The sequence below is a fragment of the Estrella lausannensis genome, from assembly GCF_900000175.1.
GTDB classification, from domain to species: Bacteria; Chlamydiota; Chlamydiia; order Chlamydiales; family Criblamydiaceae; genus Estrella; species Estrella lausannensis.
In genome coordinates this window covers 14,326-30,945 of sequence record NZ_CWGJ01000019.1, presented here as the reverse complement: position 1 = coordinate 30,945, position 16,620 = coordinate 14,326, and the positions used below count along the sequence as shown (strand labels likewise).

The window sequence follows — 16,620 nt, the reverse complement described above, 5'->3', positions numbered from 1 at the left end:
CGCCAGTGTTTGACCTTTGGCCTGACACTGGCGGTATAAAAATAGATTGATCTCGATATTTTGATAATTAGAGTTACAACATGAAGTGCCCCTTCTGTCAGCATCATGAACACAAAGTTACAGACTCCAGGGAAACCCCGGAGATGAACACGATCCGGCGTCGCCGAGAGTGTCAGAGGTGCCAGCGTCGCTTCACGACATTTGAGAGCGTCGAACTGACCATCCAGGTTCTTAAAAGAGACGGACGCTATGAGGAGTTCAGCCAGCAAAAATTGATCAAAGGGCTCGATGCGGCATGCCGGCACACAACCATTAGCCACGAACAAGTGCTCGAGATAGCCTCCAAGATCACTCATGAGCTGATGCAGCGGCAGGTCAGGGAAATCCCTACCCGGCAGATAGGCGAACTTGTGATGGAAAAGCTACAGGGTTTAGACCCAATAGCTTATATTCGATTTGCTTGTGTGTATCGCCGTTTCACCGATATTGGTGAGCTGATGGACGCCATCCATACTTTCCAGTGCAAAACCCCTTTGCCAAAGCAAGAGTGAGATACTTTCGGTATCATCTGGAATGGCGGGAAATGAGGGTTTGGCAAAGCCAGGGCTGTCCAAGATGAGCCTCATCTTGGGATCTCATGAATTCAATCCACTGTTTTCCTGCTGGAATTTGGCCAGGGGCGGAATGCTCGGTTTCAAGGAATTGAGGGATAAAAATATTGGACATAAATTGAGCGGTTTAGCTTAATAAGACTCTCCCAAACTTGGCTGGGGATAAAGAGACGGTTCTTCCTTGTTTTTTAAGAACGCATCACTTAGCAAGTTGGACAGTAGTTATATATATCGGGAGCTTTCTCAAAGCCAAAATCTCAAATTTTGATAGGCTTTCGGTATCGGGATAAAGAAGACGACGCATCAGCAATTCAAAGAAGATAAAGGAGTGCGCCATGCCGCTCAAGAAAAAAGAGCTAGAGATCTTTAAGAAGCGTTTGGAAGAGTTGCGCAGCAATATTTTAAAGCAGCTTAAGGGAACTTCTGAAGAAGTAAAGCGACCGACGGAAGCGACAGGTTACTCTCAGCATCAGGCCGATCAGGGAACCGATGATTTTGACAGGACGATCAGCCTGGAAGTGACCAATCAGGAGTGGGGAATCTTAAAGCAGATCGAACGCGCTCTGCAAAAGATTGACGAGAACACCTACGGCGTTTGCGATATTTCCGGAGAGGAGATTCCAAGAGCGAGACTGGACGCTGTTCCCTATGCAACCATGACCGTAAAAGCTCAGGAAAAGGTGGAAAAAGGGCTTATCTGATCGACTCTTAGTGACTTAACCTCAAGAGCCCAGTAACGAATTTAAATTTTGGCGATTTCGGCTAAGTAGAGCCTCGGTCAAACCGATTGTAAATCGCTAAATTTTATAAGCATAAAGTAGCTCATGTTCGTTCGGTCGCAAGGGTTTTCCCAAAGCAACAAAACCAAATTTCGAGACGCTTTCGGTATTAATCAGCAGGGGTGTAGGACTAATGTTCAGATGTATTCTATGCTTTTTGCTGATAGCGATAGATCAGATTGTCAAATTCGCCACGGTTCTTAACCTTCCTTTGGTATCCATGAGAACTGGGTATCCCTATGGCGGGATTGGTGTTTTTCAGAATGTGATGGGGGTCGAATTCTCCCTTGTCCATGCGACAAACACCGGAGCTGCCTGGAGCATGTTTCAGGACTATCCTTCAATATTGCTCTTTGCCAGAATTGTTCTGATTTCACTGTTGGTGATTTATCTTTTTTTTGCTTATCGGGACAAAATCCCTCTTCCCTGGGTGTTGATACTATCAGGGGCTATCTCCAACGTCATCGACCATTTTCTCTACGGACACGTCATCGACATGTTCCACTTCATTCTTTGGGGATATGATTATCCTGTCTTCAACGTTGCCGATTCGCTGATTGTGATCGGTGCTTTCATTTTGATTTTCAGCAATACCTTTTCCGCAAGAGAACATGCCGAACAGAGAAAAAATTAAACAGGCTGCTCCGGGCGATATGCCTCTTGAGGCTGCTAAATGGCACTCCCTTCCCATGATGCTCGATCCGCAAGAGCTGAGAGAGCTCTTCGATGCACTCGGAGACATCCATCTGGTTCGAACCTTGTCCCGGGTTGAAGAGGGAAGGGAGGAGATTTCCAAAGAGGAGTTTGCCGCGCTTTATGAGGAATACGCCTTAACCCTAAAGGCCGGGGATATTCCGGATGCAAAGCGGTATAAAAGCTTTTTCTCTTCGGTCATCACCCTGGATTTGGACGCCCTTTTCAGCGTACCTCTGGATGGAGGGCATCATGTGATCAAAGTCAAGAGCCCGATCGTGCAGATGCAATATCATACGATGAAGTGGTCGGAAGAAGAGGGAAAGTTTCGCTCGCAGCTTTTTGGAATGGGCAGCCTTCCTTGGGGAATCCAGTTTTCCTACCCCCAGATTATTCTCCATCAGGACACTAAGGAGATCATAAAGGCGGACAGTGCAGGCTTTGTCAACCATCGCCTTTTTAAAGAGATTCAGAAGTGGCAGCGGCAAATGACTGTCCCGACGCCCTTTTTGTTTGAGGGTAAACGGATCAATGCCTCACAGCGCCTGGGCAGGCTTTGCCTTCCCTGGATCGAGCAGCACCCCCTGTTCAAACTACATGATTTAAGAATTTGGCGAGGAAGCAATGAAAGCGGAGATCATAGCGATCGGTGACGAGCTGCTGTCGGGTTTTGTTTTAAACACAAACATGCAGCATATTGCCAAAGCTCTTTTAATAGAGGGTTGCTTTGTTCAAAGGGGATGGATTGTGAGGGATAAGCTCTCCGACATCAAGGATGCCGTCGAAGCGGCGATGGAGCGAAGCGATCTTGTCATAGCGACAGGTGGGCTTGGGCCGACCATTGACGATCTGACCAGGGAAGCGGCGTGTCAGCTGTTTGACACAACTCTTGTTTTGAACCCCTATCTGCAAGAGGCCCTTGTCAGGAAATATGGTGCGTTGACCGATCCTGTCCGCAATCAGGCAACACAACCGAAAGAGGCTAAAATCCTATCCAATCCTGTCGGTTCAGCCCCCGGGCTTTTGTTTGAAAGAAAAGGAAAAATGATTTTTTTCCTACCCGGACCTCCGATAGAAATGACCGCGGTGTTTGACGAAGGGGTGATACCCCTCATCCGCGCGCGCGTCGACAGCAAAGGCAAATGGCAAGCACGCTGGCTCTACTTCAGTTTGATGAAGGAGTCCGATATCGACCCTCTTCTCCATGAGGTTCAGAAAGAGTATCCCGAATTATGTCTGGGCATCTATCCGGCGCCGGGTCTTGTTTCTGTTTCTATCAAAGGGCTTAATGAAGAAGAAATTTCCAGGGCGATGGAAAAGTTCCAAGCCGCGTTTCCCCAAAATGTCATCACTCTGGAAAAGGGTTCTCTCTCGTTGACATGTAAAAAAATATTTGATGAAAGAGGGATGACTTTGGCGGCTGCGGAGTCTTTAACCGGCGGCCTTCTCGGAGAGATCGTTACCCGAACACCCGGAGCATCGAGCTATTTCCTTGGGTCGGTCGTCGCTTATTCCAACCAGTTGAAGAAAGCTCTTCTAGAGGTCAACGAAGACACGCTCGCCAGCCACGGAGCCGTCAGCGAGGCTGTCGCAAAAGAGATGGCTGAAGGGGTCAGAAAGATTGCCGGAAGCTCCATCGGTGTTTCACTGACAGGAATTGCCGGACCCTCAGGCGGATCTTCTGAAAAACCCGTGGGAACCTATTTTGCTGCGATCACCGACGGCACGCGGACGAAGGTGTGGAAAAGAAGAGCGCCAGGAACGCGCCAGATCATTACCGAGTGGGCGGTCAATGACATGCTTGCCTCACTCTACCATTGGATTATCGGTTCTCATGAATAAAATGTGATACCGAAAGCGCCTCACAATTCTAAATTTTAAGACACTTTCGGTATATTGGCGATTCGGGCATAATTAATTAATTATTTTTTTTCATTTTTGAGGTTTATGGATTACCGATTTTTGGACAGTGGCAATGGATATAAGTTAGAGCGTTTTGGCAAATACACGCTGGCCCGTCCAAGCGGCATTGCCATTTGGAAAAGAACCCTTTCCGATAAAGAGTGGAAGGAGGCAGATGCCGGCTTCTCGAGAGAAAGGGAGAACCGCTGGGATTGGAGAGGAAAATCTCCTTTGGAGTGGCAAGTGGAGCTTTCCGGTATCAAGATGAAATGCCAGGCGACCGATTTCGGGCACCTGGGCGTCTTCCCCGAGCACGCCTCTTTCTGGGCTTGGATGCAGGAGCGGGCCGCGGCATTTGAAAAGAGGGTGAAAAGACCCCTTAATGCACTCAATCTTTTTGCCTATTCGGGAGGAGCGACCCTCGCCCTTGCCAAGGCGGGCTGCAGTGTCTGCCATGTAGATAGCTCCAAAGGAATGGTCGACTGGGCACGCGAGAACGCGCATATCAATGACCTGGGAGCGGCTTCGATTCGCTGGATTGTCGAAGATGCCCTTAAGTTTATGCAGCGTGAGGTTCGACGTGGCAAGTTTTATGACGCCATTATTTTAGATCCTCCCTCCTTCGGCCGTGGATCCAAGGGAGAGGTCTTTAAAATCGAAGAGCACGTGATGCCCCTTTTGGAGGCGGCAAAAAGCCTGATGAGCAAAGAGGCTGATTTTATCCTGTTCTCCTGCCACACCCCCGGCTTTACACCCATCGTTATGGATAATCTCTTGCAAGACGCCTTGAAGAGCAAAAAAGGGCTAATTGACTCAGGAGAGATGATCCTCCAGTCAGACAAAGGAATGCCGCTGCCTTCAGGATCCTTCGGGAGGTGGCGCTTTGATTGAGATTTCGAGTGTTCAGAACCCGAAGATTAAAAAGACGCTCAAGCTTCTAAACAGAAAAGAGCGCGATGAGACGGGACTTTTTCTGATCGAGGGAGAAAGAGAAATCCGGAGAGCATTCGAGACGGGCTTTCCGATAGAGGCCCTCTATTTTTCCCGTTCTTTTTTTCACTCGGGAGAAAGAGAGGCTCTCGTCGACTCTTTTCAGTCGAAAGGAATCGAGCTCTATTCGCTGACAGAGGCAGTGTTCCGGAAGCTCTCCTACAGGGAAAATCCCGATGGACTCCTAGCCGTTGCAAGACAAGTCCGCAAGGGGCTTTCTGATCTGGATGCCCTTCTGAAGACAACGGATAAACCCCTGCTGCTGGTCGCTGAATCCCTCGAGAAGCCGGGAAATTTGGGAACGATTCTGCGCTCTTGCGACGGGTGCGGAGTGCACGCGCTGATCTTGGCCGATCAGCTTACAGACATATTCAACCCTAATGTGGTCAGGGCAAGCATGGGAACCCTGTTTTCCATTCCCATCATCGAGGCCGAAGGCAAAGATGTTCTTGAGTACTTAAACCGGCATCAGATAGCTGTCTTTGCGGCAACGCCCGAAGGTGCCAGCGAATACACCCGATGCGACTACACACAAGGATCGGCCTTTGTAGTCGGGTCGGAGCATGCCGGACTATCCAAACTCTTCAGAGAGCAGGCGGACAAGAGAGTCTTCATCCCGATGCATGGCATAGCCGACTCTCTCAATGTCTCTGTGGCCGCGACCCTGCTTATCTATGAAGCAGTCAGGCAGAGAAGTGAAGCGACGTGATGAACATTCTTTACGAAGACAACCATCTGCTTGTCTTGAACAAAGATGCGGGGAGAGTGATGCAGGAGGCCCCTGGGAGTGCAGACGACCTTACCTCTTGTGCCAAGGCCTTCATCAAGGAAAGGGATCAAAAACCGGGCGGCGTTTTCCTCCATGCCGTGCATCGTTTGGATAAGCCCGTCAGCGGTATTGCCGTTTTTGCCAAGACACAGAAGGCGCTGGAGAGGATGAACAGATTCATTCGCGAAGGCAGATTCAACAAAATCTATTTTGCCTTGGTGGAAGGAGAAATTCCGGCTTCAGGGCATCTTAAGGATTATCTCTTTCATGGCGATCACAAAGCAGTGTTAAGGAACTCGCCGCAGGAGGGGTACAAAAGGGCAGAGCTGACTTTCAGGCGGTTGCGCCAAGGACACGGTTTCTCCCTCGTCGAGATCAACCTTTTGACGGGACGCTACCACCAGATCCGCGCCCAGCTTTCCAATTTTGGCTATCCAATCGTCAATGACGACAAGTATGGGAGCCGCATCAAGAAAGCAGCTCCGGGTATTTGTTTGCACCACGGCAAGGTTTCATTTCCCCACCCTGTTAAAGAGGAGACTCTCCTTTTGGAGTGTCAAGTGCCTGCTTACTTCGACTCCTGAGTAATATCTGTCAGAGGCGGTATCGTTTTCATTACTAGCTGTAGCTGTTCAAATTCATTGATGACGCGGTTGATGTCGGCGACGATCACCGGGCTGTCTTGATGCTGCGAGAGCTTCTCATCTTCAAAAAGGCCTTTCAGCTGTTTGAAAGGTTGGATGAGAATAGCGATGTTGATCTCTCTGTTGTTTCTGAATATCTCTTTGGAAAGCTCTTCCATCCTTCCCGTCATTGTGAAAAACGGCTCCTGCAGCTCCAGGTATTTCAGGTCGATATCGCGGACGATGACTTTTGCCACTTCAAGATAGGTCACAATAGCTTTGTCGCCCACTTCGGCAAGCCCTCCCCTCTGGGCCTTGGCTGCCAAAAAACCAAGGTAGTGGATAGGATAGGTAGCCATCGAGATATCGTATTTGGCGCTGTCGACAATCATTTTGCCAAGGGAGGTGATGATCGTGGTGATGACAGGCTCAAGCTTGTGCTCAAGGGCTTTGTTGAAGATGATCTCAAACCGTTGAAAAATGAAAAAGAGGGTAAAGCTGACAGGATCTCCTTTTTCACCCTCAGCTTTTTTGTCTACGTGGTGGGCGAAGCTCTTTGACGCTTTCAGATAGTCTCTCGATATTATTTGCAAATCGATCACGGCTTGGTTGCAAAGAGAGGGAAGCGATCTTGAAGCGCTGTTGATGCCCACTTCGGAAACAGCCTCTATCCAGTTGCAAAGCTCCAGGTCATTGCCGTTGAGCGTTGCATTTTTGGCATGGGCCGTGCATTGAGAGGCGATGGCGAAAGGGTTAATATAGCTTGTCATGCGGCTGATGATGTGATGGACGATATCGATGCTGATGCCGAGAAGAACAAAATAGATGGCGGTAAAGGGTCGATCGCCGACTTTTTTGGCGATCGTGCCGTCCACAGCCAGGTAGAGGGAAAAAATGGCAAGGAGAGCCAAGAATGCTCCGCCGAGGCGGATCACATTGTCTTTCTTGTAAATTTCAAGCAGCCTGGGTGTCAGGTTCTGCTGCACCTTTTGTATGGGAGCCCATGCAAATATCTGCGTTAAAATGAAGGAGAAGAGAAGAAAGAATGAAGTGGCAACCAGGAGATACCAACTGGCGAACGGTTTTTCGGCGGGTGTGAAAAACGGGGTGAATAATATCAGGGCGGCAATCAGGGTCGAGAATAGGGTTGCAATCATTGACCTTCTCCATATTGAAAGATGACGGTTTCGACTAAAGCGTGCAGCGTTTTTGCTAAAACTCAAATCGTGTGATTTCAATTTGAGCACAGTCTCTTAAGCGCACTCTACCGAAAGTGTCTCAAAATTTGTTTTTTGGGGGCTTTGAGTCACTTTGGTATATACACTTTTTTTCTTTTTGTTGCATTGCCCCCTTCTTTTTGAAATGATGGATGCAAGGCGATATTCGAGACAGCGGGAATAGAGGTTTGGTATGCAAGAGGAGCTAAGCTCTGAGAATGAAGGGGTAAAGATCTATTCTTCCATCAGCCCGGAATATTACCGGAAAAAGATGTTCCGGGGTACTGCGATCGCTCTTTGCGGCGTCTTAGGGATTGTCTATTTTGGTTCCTTTGTCAAACCGGAAAATCTTCACTATATTGGATTGCCTGTCCTTTTTCTGGGAGGATTATTAATCGCTGTGGGGTTGATTCCCTTGAGGCGCCTCACTAAGTTGGATCAAAATCCTGATGAAGTTGCCTTGACGGCCAAGTACTTCCATTACCTGCAAGGTGGAAATCCTATCCTGACAATTCCTGTCAGGGATATCGAATCGATCCGCTTTGAAGAGACTAGTGCGCGTTATGGCATCGCGGTCACCCTGAAGCAGAAAAGCGGGGCGGAAGTGATCGTGCATGCCGCGCGTTTTAACCTGCAGCGTTTTATGGAGAGAAGCCGCAAAAGAGCGAAGGCGGATCTCTTCTTCCCCTACTTCGCGAGACGCTCCTTCTCAAGACTGGGTTTTATCCCGGAGTGATTAAAAGAACGCATCTTTGCTTAAGATTTCATTGGTAAATGGATGTCGTCTTTTTGATTTTTACACGAAAGTGTTTGAAGTCTCTGAATTTTTCGACACTTCTGCTGCAAGCTGAAGAGACGTTGGATTTTTTTACTTCTTAGGTGTGAATGAAATAGCTGACCGTGAATTATATCATATTTCCTAGCGACTTGGGGAACTTCAGTTATCGTATTGCTAGGTTTCCCGGATGATTTGACGCTTCTCATCGAGAGCCCATCGCCTTCTTCTTTCTACCGAGGTAATAAGTTTAAATTCAGTCAAACGCTTAAGTCTTACTACTATGTCTTAAGAGCAAGTTAGGTGGTTCGGTCTAAATGGGGAGGACTCTAAGTATCTTGGTTAAAATCAAGTTTTTAAAGTACCTTGACACCTGTTGCTGACCATCTATCAGGACATCCTGGTCTTACAATTTTAAAAAGCCTTCCTTCAGGTTTTTCACCAAATAACTCTTGGTATTGCGAGGATGTATAGGAATTAAAAAAATCCATGCCGCCATCGTTAATGCCCCATGAGCCTCGTGTTCCATACCCTTGACCAGAGAAAAAGATATAGATATTACGTAAGAAATCTCTAAAAACACAAAAAATTTTTGTTAAAAAATTTGTGTCTCTGGAGTAATTACTATCATATAGTTTACTAATTAGAGGAATGGTTTTTCTTCCAATCTTCCGCTCTTCTTCATCAGGTTCGAAATGTGTTTTTTGTAGGGTCATAAAACGCTCAGCTATTGCATCTATTTCTACAGATCCTTCATATCCTTCAGCATATATGTATCTGCCTCCGAAGAATGAAATATCTTCTTTGGAATTCCTTACAATAGAAGCTATCTCTATAAAGTTAGTTGCGTTGTTTAGAGCTGTTTGTAGATCTATGGCCATGGTAAAATTTTGCCTTATATTTTTGGATACTCAGGATGTAGCAGGTAATATTCAGGATTTTGAGTATATGATTTTGTTTGAGTAAAAAAGAAGCCAAAGACAGCCCTTCCTAAATCAATCCCAACTTCCTTAAAGTATGAGTGAGCCCATGTAAAGCAATTATGGCCACCTCCACTGAATGCTGAGTCAGATCCTAAAATGCTAAATGGGGTATTTTTTTCATCTCTTTCTTTTTCCATCGCGCTAAGCATCTTTTTTATTTTTCTACTTGTTAGCAACCATATTTGGGTTCTTTCAATGAATCTCAATTTACTTTCTTCGATAGGTTTGATCTCTATTTCGTTTTCTGATTTTAGATGGGAGATAATCGTGAATCTCTCTCCTATGTTTATAGGTTTATGATTAATCATAAGACTTAAAGACCCATCATTGATTCCTTGAATAAAGACTAAAGCGTGTTGTCCTGAAGAAGCGTTCGTGTCATCGCAAATTAACGAAATAGCCCACCTAAGCTTACTAACGCGAACATTTTCATCTAACGTGCATGGAAGTGTTTTTGGTTCTATGATAATATAGAAGGGAAAGAATGTTTCTACTATAGGTTTGATTTTTTCTGAAACAATCAGATTTTTTTGGGGAACCAAAGATGAAAAGAACGAAGAAAATAACATAGAGATAATTTCAAGTGCAGGAATAGCACTTGGTATTAGACTTTTTTGTCTATACCCCAAAACCTGGGAGCGCGAATCACTAATTATTGAATTGTGCCTAACTATCGTGTTGTAAATAGCAAATCTACTTTCATTTTCCTCAAAACGAGCGCGTTTTTGAGTTCCTCCAAAAACAAAGAGATAACCGGGATCTTCATCACTTATTATCTCATCGGGATAGGATTGAATGTTATTCACGCGCAATGGCAGTGGAATAAATCCATCTGAATATTTTTGTACATGGTCTATGCGGGTCTCTGTACTCGCTTTCTCCCAGGCCCTTGCTTTTTTTAGATCGTACGCTTTTTTTTCTTCTCCTTTGGCTAGTGATTCTAAATCAATATCAAATGGGAGGGGCTGGGGCGTTTCTACTTTTTCAAAAAGAACGATATCCTTTATCAGGAAATCATCCTCAAAATACTTAAGGGCTCTGATATCTTCTTGCACCTCATTCTTGTATTTTTCGAACATATCCCATGTTTTGCGATGACAAGCATCTGAAACAAATGTGGCTGAAAATCTTTGCCATCTAGTTTCTCTGGTATTTCTATCGTACAATTGCCAAAGCGGGCCAAATCGAGAGTACAAGATACTTACTTTTAATTGTTTAAATTTTTTTTTAAACAAAACCGCGCAAAAGTCAAAATTTTCATGGTTATTCAAGGTGTGAATATATATTTGACTAGTTGCACGGATTCTTCGAGCCTCGTCGTTAGTTAAATCTACACGTTTAATTAAATTATTGTTTTCATAAACTGTAAAGTAAGATTCGACCCTTAAGAATAATTTTATTTCCTTGTTGTTGACCACCCAGCTATAGGAGGGAATTTCAATGAAATCATTTAAAGGAGCATTTACTTGATGCATTGGGCTATTTATATTCAAAATTATGACCTATGTTTTTCAAATAGCAAGCCGATCTTAATCGGAGTCGGAATCGGAATCGGGGAAATACGGTCTATTATGAACACGTACTAAAGTTGTAGTTCCATCAGGATTTTGTTTGGTTTCACATCTCATAGCGAATTTAAAAGATTCTACGGCGAGCATACCTGTACAATTTAGACTCGCTGCTGATGTGAGTACAGATGCGTGGCTGACTTTCTTAGAAACGCTAGCCATCTTATCCACACTCGAATTAGTTGAGGTGAAATTACAAAATGATTTTTTTGAGCATGAAGCTGTTTTATCAACGCAATGATTGATGGGAGCTGTTGTTTTATCAACGCAATCGCCATTAAAGGTGTTTTCAAGGCAAGTTTGTGCCTTTTTTATATCATTTTCGCAATTTAAAGTTTTTTTGTAACCAATAGTGCAGCGATCATCGTCAATGTCAGGAGAAATCCAAACTGTGTTTATCGAAACAGGTGTAATCATAATAACCTCATATTTAATCAAGCAATGTTAGATGTGTTTGTGATTTGAATCAAGTTTAAATATTAAAATGGATTGATGATATGTTATATAATAATTTAGAAACTATGTTTCTATGACGTTGGTCGTGTAGAATTTTCCTTGATAAGATGGGTAATATCAAAATCCGTAACGTGCTTTGTGGTCGAATTCTGCACTGACCTCCAATACAATTTGCTCTGAATTTTCATGCTCAAACGATCAATGGACTTGCCGGCAATTCAGAGGTGTACCAAGAGGGTTAGATGGCCTTTGCGCCTTCCATTTTAATAGTGACTTCGTTGATCCAATGACAAAGATTAATGCGACTTTTAAGTAATTGGCTCTACTATGACCAGTTGGTACTTTGTACTGGGACACTGTAATCTCTGTTTGACGTGACCGGCCATGGAGCTTACATTTTTTTTTGACTTAATCCAAATAACCTTTTAATTTAACACTCTTCTTGCCAGTTACTTACCTACAGAGCACCTCATTGAGTGAGTGTCCACAAACTCAAATCATACGATTTTAGTTTTAGTACAGGCTCTTGTGGGTGGCGTGCTTCCTTATTATGGGGGACGTGCTGCTCCTGCGGAGTCTGTTTTCGGTTCTAAAGTATAGGACCGGCTATCTCGCCGCTTTTAAAAAAGGTGGGGTTATATGCCGGTCTGGATCAAGTCGTGCAGCTTGATGAGGCCGACAAGAGTCCCATCTTCTTCCAGCACAGGAAGGACAGAGACTTCGTTGTTGCCGCTTCCTTCCATGATCTTGATGGCTTCAACAGCCATGGCGTTGGGGCCAATTTTTCTTGGGGAGCGCGTCATCAGGTTCTGCAGTGTATTTTCAAGCGCCTTTGACCCCTCTTTTTGAAGCGAGCGGCGCAGGTCTCCGTCGGTGAAGATACCGAGCAGTTTCCCTTGTTGGCTTGTGACGAGGATACAGCCGCAGCGCTTATCGGACAGCTCCACTAAAATATCGACGATTTTTTTATCCTGCGTAGCCACCGGTAGGTTATCGCCTTTGATCATCAAATCTTTTACTCTGAAGGAGGTGCGTTTGCCGATGCGCCCGGCGGGATGGTTCATCGCCATGTCTTCGATTGAAAATTTCTTGAGGTTCATCAGCGCGATGGCGAGGACATCTCCAAAAATCAGTTGAATCAGGCAGGAGGTGGTGGGGGCTAAGTCAAACGGGCAAAGCTCCCGTTCGAGGGGCAGGTGCATGAAGGCATCGGCTGCTTTTGCGAGGCGCGAGGCGGGATTGGAGACGATGGCGATCGTTTTAACACCTTTGTTGCGCAAGGAGGGCATCAGCGACAGAAGCTCCTCGGATTCTCCGCTTTTAGAGAAAAGCAGGCAGATGTCGCCTTGGGCGGCAATTCCGATGTCGCCATGGAGCGCATCGACCGGAGAGAGAAAAAATGCCCTGGTGTTAGTGGAGATCATGGTCGCGGCGATTTTTTTGGCGATGAAACCGCTTTTTCCAACACCTGTGCAGATGACCATGCCTTTGCAGGCGGCAATCTCGTGGTAGAGTTTTTCAAACGAGTGGATATCAAGATTCCGGAAAAAAAACTCAAGCTGCTTACGCTCTTCGTCTAATAATTTCTGGATCATATGTTTCAACCAGTTTGAAGTGTCGATAGTAAAGGTGATTTTAATTCAGTCGATCCTTTAAGGTAAAGCTTTACGGGGAACGGACGCTTTATACCGCAAGTATTTCAAAATCTCAATTTTTGAGATGTTTCCGGTATTGTTGAAGGAAGTGCCTGCCCGGCTAAAATAGCGAGGTGATTATGAAGAAAGTGCCAATAGCGGTCGCGTATGGAGATGGAATCGGACCGGAAATCATGGAAGCGACGCTAGCTATATTAGAAGCTTCGGGAGCTGCGTTGGAGATCAACCGGATTGAAATCGGAGAAAAGGAATACATGAAGGGCTTCTCGGCGGGGATTGATCCCTCTTCCTGGGATATCATCAGAAAGAGCCGGGCCTTTTTGAAAGCGCCGATCACCACACCTCAGGGCGGTGGTTTTAAAAGTTTGAATGTCACCATTCGCACCACTTTGGGCCTCTTTGCCAACGTCCGCCCCTGTGTTGCCTACGCACCTTTCGTAAAAACAAAGCATCCCGGCATGGATGTGGTTGTAGTCAGAGAAAACGAAGAAGATCTCTATACGGGAATCGAGTACAGGCAGAGTCAAGACACCTATCATGCCTTGAAAATCATCTCAAGGCCGGGTTGTGAGAAAATTATCCGCTACGCGTTCGATTTTGCGAAAGCCAACCAACGCAAGAAAGTGACCTGTTTCACCAAAGACAATATCCTCAAGCTGAGCGATGGTCTTTTCCACAAAGTGTTCGATGAGATAGCCAAAGAGTATCCTGAGATAGAAAATGAACATTGGATCATCGATATCGGCGCCGCTAAACTGGCAGACACCCCGAACGCGTTTGATGTGATCGTGATGCCGAATCTCTACGGCGATATCCTCTCGGATGTGGCGGCGCAGATTGCCGGATCCGTCGGGCTTGCCGGCTCGGCCAATATCGGCGAGAAGCACGCGATGTTCGAGGCTATCCACGGGTCAGCGCCAAGAAGGGCGGGGCAGAACCTGGCCAATCCGTCGGGTCTGCTCCTCTCCGCGGTGATGATGCTTGTGCACATCGGAGATTCGAAAGCGGCCTCGCTTGTGCATAACGCATGGCTCAAAACGATAGAGGAGGGCATCCATACCTACGACATCTACACCGATGCCATCAGCAAGGTCAAAGTCGGTACGTCCGAATTTGCAAAAGCTGTCATCGAACGCCTTGGCAAGGAGCCGGATCAGCTTAAAGCCGTCAAGTACTCCGGAACGTCAAAGCATGTGCTGCAAGGACGTCAAGAGACCGCAGAGAAAAAAATGGATTCAAAAGAGATTGTGGGTGTCGATGTGTTTGTCGACCATCATGGAGATGTCGATAAGCTGCACGAAAAGTTGATGAGGCTTAGTCTGGGTGGCCTTAAGCTCACGATGATCGCCAACAGAGGGGTCAAAGTGTGGCCTGATAAGCATCCTGAGACGAGCTGCGTTGACAACTACCGCCTCCGTTTCATGGCGCTTGCCAGAGGAGGATCGGTGTCGCGGCGCGAGATTTCGGGTCTTATCCAGAAACTTGCGGATGCAGAAATCGATTTCGTGCAGACGGAAAACCTCTGCACGTTTGAAGGACTTCCGGGCTACACTGTCTCACAAGATGAGCAGTAGCCATCCGTTCATCCTTTCTGTGGAAGAGACGCCTTTTACTGCAGGGCCATGCGTGACATGTGCTCGTAGGGTGAAACCGGTGCACATAGCAGTGCACCGCTAAGAAGCAATGAAGCGGCAAACACATAAGGGTAGACGGGCGAATCGGGCAATAGTGCTCTCACGGCAAAAAACGCGGCAGCGATGGCGATGGTGCCTCCGATTATAACAACGGCTTTTATAATGGAGTTCCTGTCGCCTCCCTCTGAGGCGGTATTGTCCAAAATTTGTTCCCCGACATCGGAGGTGACGCCTGCAACCGCCTGATAGTGTGGATATGTTAAGGGTTGAGAGGGGGCCGAAGCCTCTTGCTGGATTAAAGAGCCGGAATCGAAACACACTATCGTTGCCATGATTACCTCAAACTGTTGGCTTAAAACAGCAGATGGTATTGATAGCAGAATTTATTTACCAAATATTTGCCTCACTTTGAAAGAGTGTGCCAGCCTACTTGAGCTTTTCTCAAGCAGGCCTGGAGGCTGTGGGAGGAGGGACTACTTCTCTTCGCCGATCATTTTATCCATTTCGACTAAATCTTCATGGTAGTATTGCCTTTCGTCGAACTCATCCTCTTGCTTGGCGATGTAGACAGAGCAGACGGCATCTCCGGTGACGTTAAGGATTGCCGACATCATCTCACGCAGTCTGTCGATGCCCGCTAAGATGGCAAGTCCCTCGATGGGAAGGCCAGCTGAGGCAATTACTGCCGAGAGCATGATGAATCCCGTTCCGGGTATCCCGGCAGCTCCTATCGCTGATAGTGTGGCTGTGACGATGATTGTGAGCAATTGAATCAGCGTGAGGTCGATGCCGTAGGCATTGGCAATGAAGATGACGGCCATCCCCTGAAAGAGGGCGGCTCCATTCATATTCACAGTCGATCCAAGCGGCAGCACAAAGCTAGCGATATTTTTGGAAACTCCCAGGTTTTCCTGAACGCAGTGCATGGATACAGGCAGGGTCGCTGAGCTTGAACAGGTGGAGAAGGCCATCATGATCGCATCGCCCATTCCCCTGAAGAATGGCCACGGGCTTACTTTAACTAAAAAGCGCAGGATGCCGCAAAAAACAACAACGATGTGGATAGCGCAGGCAATGTAGTAGGCCGTCAGAAATTTGGATAGTTGCAGGATTGTTTTCAGTCCAAACGATCCGGTCACCCAGGCCATGATGGCGAACACTCCTATTGGAGAGAACTCCATGACGATCGATGTCAGGCGGTACATGACGTCGGCAAGAGACTCTAAAAACTCTTTGAGTGGCCTGCCTCTTTCGCCGGCAAAATTAATGGACATACCGAGAAATACCGCGAATACGATGATCTGTAAGACGTTCCCTTCTACGAGAGATTGGATGGGGTTTGCGGGTATCGTCTCCAGTATGATTTGAGAGATTGGCGGAGGTTCTTGAATATTTAGGGTTTGAATGGCAGTAAGCTCAAGCCCTTGTCCGACTCCTGTGAGCCAGCCTATTGAAATGCCGATCAGGATCGAGATGCCGGTCGTTGTCAGGAAGAGGAGTATGGACTTGAGTCCTACCCTGCCGAGCTTTTCCGGATCATGGATGCTGGTGATCCCCACTGTCATCGATGCGAGAACTAGGAGCACGATGATCATGTTGATGAGGCGTAAGAAGATATCTCCGAAGATGCGCAGATATTCGGCGTAGGGGCCCAGCGCAAGCCCGGCTAACACGCCCAGGAATAGAGCGATTAGGATTTTAACCCAAAGTTTCATTTACCTCTCCCGATTTCAGGTTATTTTCGCGTCAAAAACACCTATTGCCTAACTTCAAAGGCAAAGGCGCGGGCGGTTAGCTTATGAGGTATTCGCAAAACTAAAAAAACTAAAGAGCTTTAGCTAAGGCTCTTGTCTGGCAAATCTAAAACTCTCTTTAGCGGAGTTTATTTAGTCTATACCGAGGCACAATGAAACCGGTTGTCGGAGACTGTCCACAAATCCAGTAAATATATCATCCTATCTCAGC

At 46.5% G+C, this 16,620-nt stretch carries 17 protein-coding genes and 1 pseudogene; 10 read left to right on the top strand and 8 right to left on the bottom strand.

The features are described from left to right. The first annotated feature begins 80 nt into the window (after positions 1-80). The 8 genes from nrdR to ELAC_RS07125 all read left to right on the top strand — a co-directional run bounded on the left by nrdR (position 81) and on the right by ELAC_RS07125 (position 6,328). Positions 81-551: a transcriptional regulator NrdR gene (nrdR, locus tag ELAC_RS07160; RefSeq protein WP_098038605.1), complete on the top strand. Its 471-nt coding sequence runs from the start codon at positions 81-83 to the stop codon at positions 549-551. Between the two features lie 395 nt (positions 552-946). Next, a complete protein-coding gene (locus tag ELAC_RS07155) occupies positions 947-1,312 on the top strand; it encodes a TraR/DksA family transcriptional regulator (RefSeq protein ID WP_098038604.1) in 366 nt (121 codons plus the stop codon). 211 nt (positions 1,313-1,523) lie between these two features. After that, a complete protein-coding gene (lspA, locus tag ELAC_RS07150) occupies positions 1,524-2,024 on the top strand; it encodes a signal peptidase II (RefSeq protein ID WP_098038603.1) in 501 nt (166 codons plus the stop codon). Then, complete coding sequence (locus ELAC_RS07145) at positions 2,002-2,736, top strand: hypothetical protein (RefSeq protein ID WP_098038602.1); 735 nt, start codon at positions 2,002-2,004, stop codon at positions 2,734-2,736. Before lspA ends, ELAC_RS07145 begins: the two co-directional genes overlap by 23 nt. After that, a complete protein-coding gene (locus ELAC_RS07140; RefSeq protein WP_098038601.1) occupies positions 2,708-3,925 on the top strand; it encodes a CinA family nicotinamide mononucleotide deamidase-related protein in 1,218 nt (405 codons plus the stop codon). Before ELAC_RS07145 ends, ELAC_RS07140 begins: the two co-directional genes overlap by 29 nt. Before the next feature lie 105 nt (positions 3,926-4,030). Further along, positions 4,031-4,876, top strand: a complete 846-nt coding sequence (locus ELAC_RS07135; protein WP_098038600.1) for a class I SAM-dependent methyltransferase — start codon at positions 4,031-4,033, stop codon at positions 4,874-4,876. Continuing rightward, the gene (locus ELAC_RS07130) at positions 4,869-5,684 is read left to right on the top strand and encodes a TrmH family RNA methyltransferase (protein ID WP_098038599.1); all 816 of its coding nucleotides are present in this window, start codon (positions 4,869-4,871) and stop codon (positions 5,682-5,684) included. The genes ELAC_RS07135 and ELAC_RS07130 overlap by 8 nt, the downstream gene beginning before the upstream one ends. Continuing rightward, complete coding sequence (locus ELAC_RS07125; protein WP_098038598.1) at positions 5,684-6,328, top strand: RluA family pseudouridine synthase; 645 nt, start codon at positions 5,684-5,686, stop codon at positions 6,326-6,328. Before ELAC_RS07130 ends, ELAC_RS07125 begins: the two co-directional genes overlap by 1 nt. Here ELAC_RS07125 and ELAC_RS07120 read toward each other — a convergent pair. Further along, positions 6,313-7,524: a hypothetical protein gene (locus tag ELAC_RS07120; protein ID WP_098038597.1), complete on the bottom strand. Its 1,212-nt coding sequence runs from the start codon at positions 7,522-7,524 to the stop codon at positions 6,313-6,315. The two genes, ELAC_RS07125 and ELAC_RS07120, sit on opposite strands and share 16 nt — an antisense overlap. Before the next feature lie 253 nt (positions 7,525-7,777). Between ELAC_RS07120 and ELAC_RS07115 the strand changes: the two genes are divergently transcribed. Beyond that, positions 7,778-8,320, top strand: coding sequence for a hypothetical protein (locus ELAC_RS07115; RefSeq protein ID WP_098038596.1), 543 nt, complete (start codon positions 7,778-7,780; stop codon positions 8,318-8,320). Between the two features lie 152 nt (positions 8,321-8,472). Here the strand turns inward: ELAC_RS07115 and ELAC_RS11925 are convergent. The 5 genes and pseudogenes from ELAC_RS11925 to ELAC_RS07100 form a co-directional block, all read right to left on the bottom strand. Further along, positions 8,473-8,623, bottom strand: a pseudogene (locus ELAC_RS11925) (transposase); the annotation flags it as partial. Between the two features lie 92 nt (positions 8,624-8,715). Further along, positions 8,716-9,240, bottom strand: a complete 525-nt coding sequence (locus tag ELAC_RS07110) for a hypothetical protein (RefSeq protein ID WP_098038595.1) — start codon at positions 9,238-9,240, stop codon at positions 8,716-8,718. Positions 9,241-9,254: 14 nt separating this feature from the next. Further along, positions 9,255-10,835: a hypothetical protein gene (locus tag ELAC_RS07105; protein ID WP_143406470.1), complete on the bottom strand. Its 1,581-nt coding sequence runs from the start codon at positions 10,833-10,835 to the stop codon at positions 9,255-9,257. Positions 10,836-10,871: 36 nt separating this feature from the next. Then, positions 10,872-11,327: a hypothetical protein gene (locus ELAC_RS11635; protein WP_143406469.1), complete on the bottom strand. Its 456-nt coding sequence runs from the start codon at positions 11,325-11,327 to the stop codon at positions 10,872-10,874. Between the two features lie 674 nt (positions 11,328-12,001). Continuing rightward, entirely contained in the window at positions 12,002-12,961 is a 960-nt protein-coding gene (locus tag ELAC_RS07100; RefSeq protein WP_098038593.1) for a KpsF/GutQ family sugar-phosphate isomerase, read from the bottom strand. 179 nt (positions 12,962-13,140) lie between these two features. On the opposite strand from ELAC_RS07100, the gene ELAC_RS07095 reads away from it, so the two are divergent. Continuing rightward, positions 13,141-14,595, top strand: coding sequence for an NADP-dependent isocitrate dehydrogenase (locus ELAC_RS07095; protein ID WP_098038592.1), 1,455 nt, complete (start codon positions 13,141-13,143; stop codon positions 14,593-14,595). A 35-nt stretch (positions 14,596-14,630) separates the two neighbouring features. On the opposite strand, the gene ELAC_RS07090 is transcribed toward ELAC_RS07095, so the two are convergent. Together ELAC_RS07090 and ELAC_RS07085 are read right to left on the bottom strand one after the other, a co-directional pair. Continuing rightward, the gene (locus tag ELAC_RS07090; protein WP_098038591.1) at positions 14,631-14,987 is read right to left on the bottom strand and encodes a hypothetical protein; all 357 of its coding nucleotides are present in this window, start codon (positions 14,985-14,987) and stop codon (positions 14,631-14,633) included. A gap of 141 nt (positions 14,988-15,128) precedes the next feature. Beyond that, positions 15,129-16,370 carry a dicarboxylate/amino acid:cation symporter gene (locus ELAC_RS07085; RefSeq protein ID WP_098038590.1) on the bottom strand — a complete coding sequence of 414 codons (1,242 nt, stop codon included), beginning with the start codon at positions 16,368-16,370 and terminating at the stop codon, positions 15,129-15,131. Positions 16,371-16,620: the final 250 nt, after the last annotated feature.